This window comes from Dactylosporangium salmoneum, from assembly GCF_039532525.1.
GTDB lineage: Bacteria > Actinomycetota > Actinomycetes > Mycobacteriales > Micromonosporaceae > Dactylosporangium > Dactylosporangium salmoneum.
The window spans coordinates 22,061-29,254 of the sequence record NZ_BAAARV010000070.1; the positions used below are offsets into that span (position 1 = coordinate 22,061).

General features: G+C 72.5%; 7 protein-coding genes. 1 reads left to right on the forward strand and 6 read right to left on the reverse strand.

Annotated elements, in window-relative coordinates:
- Positions 1-141 precede the first annotated feature (141 nt).
- Positions 142-1,518: a polyprenol phosphomannose-dependent alpha 1,6 mannosyltransferase MptB gene (gene mptB, locus ABD352_RS35910; RefSeq protein WP_344616991.1), complete on the forward strand. Its 1,377-nt coding sequence runs from the start codon at positions 142-144 to the stop codon at positions 1,516-1,518.
- A gap of 37 nt (positions 1,519-1,555) precedes the next feature.
- Here the strand turns inward: mptB and aroB are convergent, their stop codons facing one another.
- The 6 genes from aroB to ruvX form a co-directional block, all read right to left on the reverse strand.
- Positions 1,556-2,617, reverse strand: a complete 1,062-nt coding sequence (gene aroB, locus ABD352_RS35915) for a 3-dehydroquinate synthase (protein ID WP_344616992.1) — start codon at positions 2,615-2,617, stop codon at positions 1,556-1,558.
- Entirely contained in the window at positions 2,614-3,111 is a 498-nt protein-coding gene (locus ABD352_RS35920) for a shikimate kinase (protein WP_344616993.1), read from the reverse strand. The genes aroB and ABD352_RS35920 overlap by 4 nt, the downstream gene beginning before the upstream one ends.
- The gene (gene aroC, locus ABD352_RS35925) at positions 3,108-4,286 is read right to left on the reverse strand and encodes a chorismate synthase (RefSeq protein WP_344616994.1); all 1,179 of its coding nucleotides are present in this window, start codon (positions 4,284-4,286) and stop codon (positions 3,108-3,110) included. Before aroC ends, ABD352_RS35920 begins: the two co-directional genes overlap by 4 nt.
- A gap of 76 nt (positions 4,287-4,362) precedes the next feature.
- Positions 4,363-5,151 carry a shikimate dehydrogenase gene (locus tag ABD352_RS35930; RefSeq protein ID WP_344616995.1) on the reverse strand — a complete coding sequence of 263 codons (789 nt, stop codon included), beginning with the start codon at positions 5,149-5,151 and terminating at the stop codon, positions 4,363-4,365.
- Between the two features lie 3 nt (positions 5,152-5,154).
- Positions 5,155-6,342, reverse strand: coding sequence for an endolytic transglycosylase MltG (gene mltG / locus ABD352_RS35935; protein WP_344616996.1), 1,188 nt, complete (start codon positions 6,340-6,342; stop codon positions 5,155-5,157).
- Positions 6,343-6,363: 21 nt separating this feature from the next.
- Positions 6,364-6,837: a Holliday junction resolvase RuvX gene (gene ruvX / locus ABD352_RS35940; protein WP_344616997.1), complete on the reverse strand. Its 474-nt coding sequence runs from the start codon at positions 6,835-6,837 to the stop codon at positions 6,364-6,366.
- Positions 6,838-7,194: the final 357 nt, after the last annotated feature.

Genomic DNA, 7,194 nt, shown 5'->3' on the forward strand with positions numbered 1-7,194 from the left:
CGGTGCGGGAAAAGGCCCGGTGAAGTGTACCGGGCGGTCTCCTCACCGCGTGAAATTGGCCCGAAACAGTATACCGGAGGCCCAGCATGCGGTTCACCGACTGTTAACCTTCTGTACACCTAGCTCTGCCAGCGTGCCGGGGTGGGAAGACCGGACCTTCTGAACCGTGCTCTGGGCTTCGCCGGATCCGTGGCAATCGCGCTGTCCGGACTGGCCGCCGGAGCACTGCCCGGCCGCGACCCCTTCGCCCAATGGCCGCTGATCCGCGAGCTGCGCGCCTTTCCCCTGATCGGGATCGCCGCCGGCTACGTCGGCCTGACCCTGCTGTGCGGCGCCTGGCTGCGCCTGCGCGGGTCGCTGGAGCAGCACACCCCGGGGGACCTGATCCGCACGTTCCTGTGCTGGGCCGCGCCGCTGGCGCTGGTCCCGCCGATGTTCAGCCAGGACGTGTACAGCTACCTCGCGCAGGGCGCCATGGTGCACGAGGGGATCGACGCGTACAAGTTCGGCCCCTCGGCCCTGGGCGGCCGCCTCGCCGAGGACGTGCCCGCCATCTGGCAGAACACCCCGGCCCCCTACGGCCCGCTGTTCCTGCGTGCCGCCGCCGCGGTGGTCAACCTGACCGGCTCGCACGTTGTCCTCGGCGTCTGGGCCTTCCGCCTGATCGCGCTGGCCGGCGTCGCCCTGGTCGTGATCTGTCTGCCGGGCATCGCCACCCGTTTCGGCGTGCCGCCCCAGCGCGCCCTGTGGTTCGGCGCCCTGAACCCGCTGCTGATGCTGCACCTCATCGCCGGCATGCACAACGATGCCCTGATGGTCGGCCTGATGACGGCGGGCATCTACGCCGCCGTCCGCCGCCACCCCGCCATCGGCGCCGTGCTCATCAGCGCCGCCGCCCTCATCAAGGCCCCCGCCGCCCTGGCCCTGATCACCGTGCTGATGCTCAACCCGAAGGCCTGGGCCCGCATCGGCCTGGCCGCCGGCGCGGCGCTGGCCGGCCTGCAGCTCGCCTCGGGCCTGGGCCTGGGCTGGATCGGCGCGATGCGCACCCCGACGACGGTGCGCAACGGCCTGTCCGTCAGCACCGACGTGGGCATGCTCCTGACGGTCATGGGCTGGCCGGAGCCGATGCAGATCCTGCGCACCGTGGCCGCCGCGGCCGGCTTCGCGCTGGCCGGCTGGGCCCTGCTGCGCGCGCCGAACCCGGTCGCGGGTCTGGGGCTGGCGCTGAGCTCGATCCTCCTGCTCGGGCCGGTGGTGCACCCGTGGTACCTGCTGTGGGCCTTCGTGCCGATGGCCGCCGGACTGCAGCGGGTGCCGCAGGCGGCGGTGTGGGGCTCGGCGGGGCTGGCGCTGTTCCTGCTGCCGACGGGTGCGCCGGGCACCCCGGGGGCGGTGGTGGCCGCCGTGATCGGGTCCGTGGCCGGCCTGCTCTACCTGCGCCTGCGCCCGCCGGTGGCGGAGCTGCTCGACCGGACCACGCTGATGACGGGGGCCCCCGCCACGGTGACCCCCTGACGCACTGCCCGGCCGCGCTCGCGGCCGGGCGTCGCGGTCAGCCGGCGGCGACCTCGCGGTAGGCCTCCAGCAGCAGCTCGTCGGACGGGCCGGCCAGCGTGCCGGGCTGGGCCAGCCCGTCCAGGACCACGAAGCGCAGCGTCGCGCCGCGGGCCTTCTTGTCCACGCGCATGGCGGCGTGCAGGTCGGGCCAGGCCTCGGCCGGGTACGTCACCGGCAGCCCCAGCCGCTGCAGCACCTCGCGGTGGCGGGCCGCCACGGCAGGGTCCAGCCGCCCGGACAGGCGGCCCAGCGCGGCGGCGAAGACCAGCCCGACGCTCACGGCGTGGCCGTGCTTCCAGCGGTACTGCTCGCGCCGCTCGATCGCGTGGCCGAGGGTGTGCCCGTAGTTGAGGATCTCCCGCAGGCCGCCCTCGCGAAGGTCCTCCGAGACCACCCGCGCCTTGACCGCCACGGAGCGTTCGACCAGCTCGGGCAGGACGGCGCCGCGCGGGTCCAGGGCGGCCGCGGGGTCGGACTCGATCAAGGTCAGGATCGCCGGGTCGGCGATGAAGCCGCACTTCACGACCTCCGCCAGGCCGGCCAGGAGGTCGTCCGCGGGCAGGGTGTCCAGGGTGCCGAGGTCGCACAGGACGCCGGCCGGCGGGTAGAAGGCGCCCACCAGGTTCTTGCCGGCGGCCGTGTTGATACCCGTCTTGCCGCCCACCGCGGCGTCGACCATGCCCAGCAGGCTCGTCGGGATCGTCACCAGGCGCACGCCGCGCAGCCAGCACGCGGCGACGAAGCCCGCCAGGTCGGTCACGGCGCCGCCGCCGACGCCCACCACGGCGTCGGAGCGCGTGAAGGCCGCCGCGCCCAGCGCGTCCCAGCAGCTCGCGGCCACGGAGAGGTCCTTGCCGGCCTCGGCGTCGGGCACCTCGATCGGCAGCACCCTCGCGCCGGCCCGCTCCAGGGTGGCGATCGCGGCGTCCGCGTGCGCGCGGACGGGCCCGGCGAAGATGACCGCCACCTGGGCGGCCCCCTTGACCAGGTCGGGCAGGCCTTCGAGGACGTTTCGCCCGATCTGTACGGCGTATTCGTCGACCTCGATCGCGGTCACAGCCGGGCCGCCAGGTCGTCCGCGATCTCCTCCGGCGTGCGGCCGTCCGTCGGCACGGTCACCGTCGCGACCTCCTCGTAGAGGGGGCGGCGCTGATCGAGGAGGTGCTTCAGGGTGGCCCTCGGGTTCATGGCCAGCAGGGGGCGGCCGGCGCCCAGGCCGATCCGGCTCACGGCGTCGGCGAACTCGACGGCGAGGTACACCACGGTGTGGCCGGCCAGGCTCTTGCGGGTTTCCTCGGCCATGATCGCCCCGCCGCCCAGGGCCAGGATGCCGTCGAACTCCTCCAGCGCGGTGGCGATGGCGGCGCGCTCGAGGGCGCGGAAGTGCTCCTCGCCCTCGTCGAAGAAGATCTCCGGGATGGGCTTGCCGGCCCTCGCCTCGATGTCGGCGTCGACGTCGCGGAACCGCAGGCCAAGGCGCTCGGCCAGCAGGCCGCCGACGGTCGTCTTGCCGGCGCCGGGGGCGCCGATGAGCACGGCGCGGGGGCTCATCGGATCACCAGGTTGTCGAGGTACCCGGCGACGTTGCGGCGGATCTCCGGCACCGAGTCGCCGCCGAACTTCTCCAGCGCGGCCTCGGCCAGGACCAGGGCGACCATCGCCTCGGCGACCACGGCGGCGGCGGGGACGGCGCACACGTCGGAGCGCTGGTTGATCGCGGTGGCCGGCTCGCCGGTGGCCACGTCGACGGTCTGCAGGGCGCGGTTGAGCGAGGAGATCGGCTTCATCGCGGCCCGCACCCGCAGCGGCTCACCCGTCGTGATGCCGCCCTCCAGGCCGCCGGCCCGGTCGGTGACGCGACGCACCCCGTCGGGGGTGTTGATGATCTCGTCGTGGGCCACCGAGCCGCGGGAGCGCGCCTGCGTGAAGGCGTCGCCGATCTCCACGCCCTTGATCGCCTGGATCGACATGAGGGCGGTGGCGAGCCGGGCGTCGAGCTTGCGGTCCCACTGCACGTGGCTGCCGAGACCCGGGGGCACGTGGTACGCCAGGACCTCGACGATCCCGCCCAGCGTGTCGGCGTCCTTCTTGGCCGCGTCGACCTCCTCGACCATCCGGGCGCTCGCGTCCGGGTCGAGGCAGCGCAGCGGGTCGGCGTCGACGCGCTCGAAGTCCTCGGGCTGCGGCACGAGGCCCGGCTTGGCGGCGACCGAGCCGAGCTCGATCACGTGCGAGACGATCTCGACGCCGAGGGCCTGGCGCAGCAGGGCCTTGGCGACCGCGCCGACGGCCACTCGCGCCGCGGTCTCCCGCGCGCTGGCCCGCTCCAGGATCGGGCGGGCGTCCGTGTGGCCGTACTTCTGCATGCCCGCCAGGTCGGCGTGGCCGGGCCGGGGCCGGGTGAGCGGGGCGTTGCGGGCCTGGGCGGCCAGCAGCTCCGGGTCGACCGGGTCGGCCGCCATGACCGTCTCCCACTTGGGCCACTCGCTGTTGGCCACCCGGATCGCGACCGGGCTACCCAGCGTAAGCCCGTGCCGCAGGCCGCCGATGAACTCGACGACGTCCTGCTCGAAGCTCATCCGGGCGCCGCGGCCGTAGCCGAGGCGCCGACGGGCCAGCTCTGCCGCCACGGACGCGCTCGTCAGCTCGATCCCGGCGGGCACGCCCTCGAGGATCGCGACGAGCGCCGGGCCATGGGATTCTCCAGCGGTCAACCAGCGCAGCACGTAGATCAGTCTGGCACGCGGCCGTCGCCCCGTCGGGACAGGGCCGCGCGCATCTCACCAACTGGCGACGCGCGGGTTACGACAAGGCCGCCCGCATGGCCCCGACCGGCGCCTTGGCCCCGGTGAACAGCTCGAACTGGTCGACCGCCTGCCACAGCAGCAGGTCCAGGCCGGACACGATCGGGCACCCGGCGGCCTTGGCGGCGGCGGCCAGCGGCGTCGGCCAGGGGTCGTAGATCGCGTCGAAGACCACCGGGCGGGACGAGAAGTCCGCGTGCGCGAGGTGGTCGGCGGCGCCCTTCGGTACCGTCGAGATCACGATCGGCGCCGATGCCGCCTCCGCCGCCGAGTCCCAGGGCGCGGCGGTCAGCTCGACGTCGAGCGCCTCGGCCACGGGTCGCAGCTCCTCGGCCGCCTCGGGCCGGCGGGTGTAGACGGTCACGTCGGCGGCCAGGCTCGCGGCCGCGGCGATCGCCGCCCGCGCGGTGCCGCCCGCGCCGAGCAGGGCCAGCCGCGGCGTGCGCGACACCCCCGCCTCCAGCAGGGCGCGGACCATGCCGGGGGCGTCGGTGTTGTAGGCGTGCCAGCCGTACGGCCGCCGCACCAGCGTGTTGGCCGCGCCGATGGCCGCCGCGAACGGATCTACGAGGGAGGCGACCGTCAGCGCCACCTCCTTGAGGGGCATGGTCAGCGACAGCCCCGCCCACTCGGGCCCGAGCCCGCCGACCAGGCCGGCGAGCTCGTCCTCGGCGCACTCGATCGCGGTGTACGACCAGTCGGCCAGGCCGGCCGCCGCGTACCCCGCGTTGTGGATCGCCGGTGAGCGCGAGTGCCCCACCGGCTTGCCCAGCACCGCCGCGCGCATCGCCTACTTCACACCGTTCGCCTTGGCCTGCTTCTGCAGTTCCTCGAACTCGGGCCACGTCTTGGCGAACGCGGTGTCGCCCGCCTGGTTGATGGCCATGAAGTACATGTAGTCGCTCTTCGGCGGGCCGGCGGCCGCGGTCAGCGCGCTCGTGCCCGGATTGCTGATCGGGCCGATCGGCATGCCGGCGACGTCGTGCGTGTTGTACGGGTCGTTCTTGTTGTGCAGCTCGGACTGCAGCAGCTCGGTCGAGGGCTTGGCGCCCTTGCCGGTGATGCGCAGGTAGTAGTTGACCGTGCTGTCGACCTGCAGGCAGTTGCACGGGAACTTCTTGCTGTACACGCGGTTGTACAGGACCCGCACGATGCCCGGCTGGTCCTTGTCCAGCCCCTCGACCTGCGCGATGGACGCCCCGACGAGCGCCTCGAACGGCGAGATGTGCAGGGTGTTCGTCACCGCGTCGATGAACCCGATCTTGTCGATCTCCTGGTTGAACCGGGCCACGATGAGCTTCAGGATGCCGGTCGCGTCGAGGTTCGGCGGCAGGTCGTACGTCGCCGGGAACAGGAAGCCCTCGATGCCCGGGGCGCGCTGCTTGCCGTCGGTGCGGGTGTACCAGACCTCGCCGACGCCGAGCGCCTTCGGGTCCTGGGCCGCCTTCTCGAAGTCCTCGTACGGGATCTTGGTGGCCTCGGAGAGCTTCTTGAAGGTGTCCTGGTACGTCAGGCCCTCCGCCAGCGTGACCTTGTTGACCAGGCGGCTCTTCGGGTCGAGCATCAGCGACAGCGCCATGGAGGCCTTCATCTGCTTGCGCAGGCTGTAGAAGCCGGGCTGCAGCTTCAGGCTGCGCTGGTCGTTCTTGGCCGCCTCGACGAACGCCTTGGCGCTCTTGACGACGTCCTTCTGCTGCAGCGTGTTGCCGATGTCCGCGGCCAGCTGCCCGGACAGCACTTCGACCGTAACTTGACCGGTGCCACCGCCGTTGTAGTCGGGGGCGTTGAAGAGGCCCTTGATCCGGTCGATGCCCGCGTAGGCGCCCAAGGCGAGGCCGCCGACGACCACCAGACAGAGGAAGAACGCGAGGAAGGTCCTTCCGCCGCGCCCCTTCTTGCGGGACCTGGCCGAGCCGGCGGCGTGGCGCCGACGCCGGGGCCGCTCGTCCTCATCCCAGGCCAGATCGAGCTCGTCCATCTGCTTTCTGCCTCCTGGCGCTCAGCCGCGAACTGCTGCACGTCTGGCGTCGAGCCAACCCTGCAGGATCTCCACCGCGGCCGCCTGATCGACGACCGCGCGCTGACGCCTGCCTCGGACGCCGCGCTCCGACAGCCTACGTGTTGCCGTCGCCGTGGACATCCTCTCGTCCGCCAGTACGACAGGCACCGGCGCGGCCAGCTCGGCCAGCCGATCCGCGTATTGCCTGATCAGGACCGCTGCCGGGCCTTCCTTGCCGGCCAGGTTGATCGGCAGGCCGACAATGATCTCCACTGCCTCGTATTCACGGAGGTACCCCAGAATTTCCGACATGTCGGTTGGGGTTTTACCCTCCGTATCGACCCGCTGATCCCGCGCGACGGTGGCGACGGGGCTCGCGAGGATGCCGTCCGGATCGCACACGGCCACGCCGACCCGCACCGAACCGACGTCGATACCGAGCCGCCGGCCACGCGTCCACTGCTGCTGCCCCACACGCGCACCCTAGCCGCTCGCCGTACGGTCGCGCCTCCCGGCCGTCACCCCCCGCGAGTCCCCCCGTCCGCCGCGGATCACCCGGTCGGGCGGACGCCTTGCTGACGAATGACGAAATGTCGGGCGCTGGTGCGCCCGACATGTTCGGACATTTCGTATATGCGCGAATCGGCGCTCGCGGTGCGACATTGGCACCTTCGGTGACCGGGCGCGAAGCGCCATGCAGCCGCCCTCGATTTGCGACGCGAGCTCGCAAACTCGACATGTCGGGCGCTGGCGCGGCACGACTCGTTGTCCGGCTTGGAGTGACCCAGCAATTGCCGGGCTCCCTAAGTCGCGGCGCGGAGCGCCCGACCT

Bases quoted from the DNA above. Each gene is read 5' to 3' on its own strand.
- ABD352_RS35920 (WP_344616993.1), bottom strand. From the start codon at position 3,111: ATGAGCCCCCGCGCCGTGCTCATCGGCGCCCCCGGCGCCGGCAAGACG.
- ABD352_RS35930 (WP_344616995.1), bottom strand. From the start codon at position 5,151: ATGCGCGCGGCGGTGCTGGGCAAGCCGGTGGGGCACTCGCGCTCACCG.
- mltG (WP_344616996.1), bottom strand. From the start codon at position 6,342: ATGGACGAGCTCGATCTGGCCTGGGATGAGGACGAGCGGCCCCGGCGT.